The following is a 581-nucleotide window of genomic DNA, read 5'->3' on the forward strand; positions in this document are numbered from 1 at the left end:
TGACCATCGACCTTTGCGACGATGCCCTCTCCGGTGATGTTGCTGACGTCGCTCGCCTTCGGGACGGTCAAGTTGCGATCCCTGGCCTCGGCGACGATGCCGTGGGCGATCGGATGCTCGGACTGGCTCTCGGCCGCTGCGGCCAAAGCGAGTTCTTCGTTCTCGTCACCGCTGGCGAGCAGCACGATGTCGCTCACGCCGAAGCGGCCTTCCGTCAGCGTTCCGGTCTTGTCGAAGACCACTGCGTTCAGATTGCGCGCGCGTTCAAAGGCTGCGCGGTCACGGATTAGAAGTCCGTTTCCGGCGCTGAGCGAGGTGCTGACGGCGACAACGAGCGGAACGGCAAGCCCAAGCGCATGCGGGCAGGCGACGACCATCACCGTCACCATACGCTCGAGCGCGAATTCAAGCGACGCGCCGAGAACGAGCCACCAGACGAAGAGCGTACCGAAGCCGACGGCGAGAGCGATGTAGGTGAGCCATGAGGCAGCGCGGTTGGCGATGTCCTGCGTCCTGGATCGCGTCGCCTGCGCCTTCTTCACGAGTTCGATGACCTGTGCGAGATAAGTGGTTTTGCCGGT

The 581-nt window shown here is 63.5% G+C and carries 1 protein-coding gene; it reads right to left on the minus strand.

Annotation, left to right across the window (positions count from 1 at the left end):
* Nucleotides 1–581, minus strand: a 581-nt coding sequence (locus tag ACTIFE_RS20445) for an HAD-IC family P-type ATPase (RefSeq protein ID WP_439530988.1), incomplete at both ends; no start/stop codon positions are given.

It is taken from the genome of Pannonibacter sp. (genome assembly GCF_051860505.1).
Taxonomy (GTDB): Bacteria; Pseudomonadota; Alphaproteobacteria; order Rhizobiales; family Stappiaceae; genus Pannonibacter.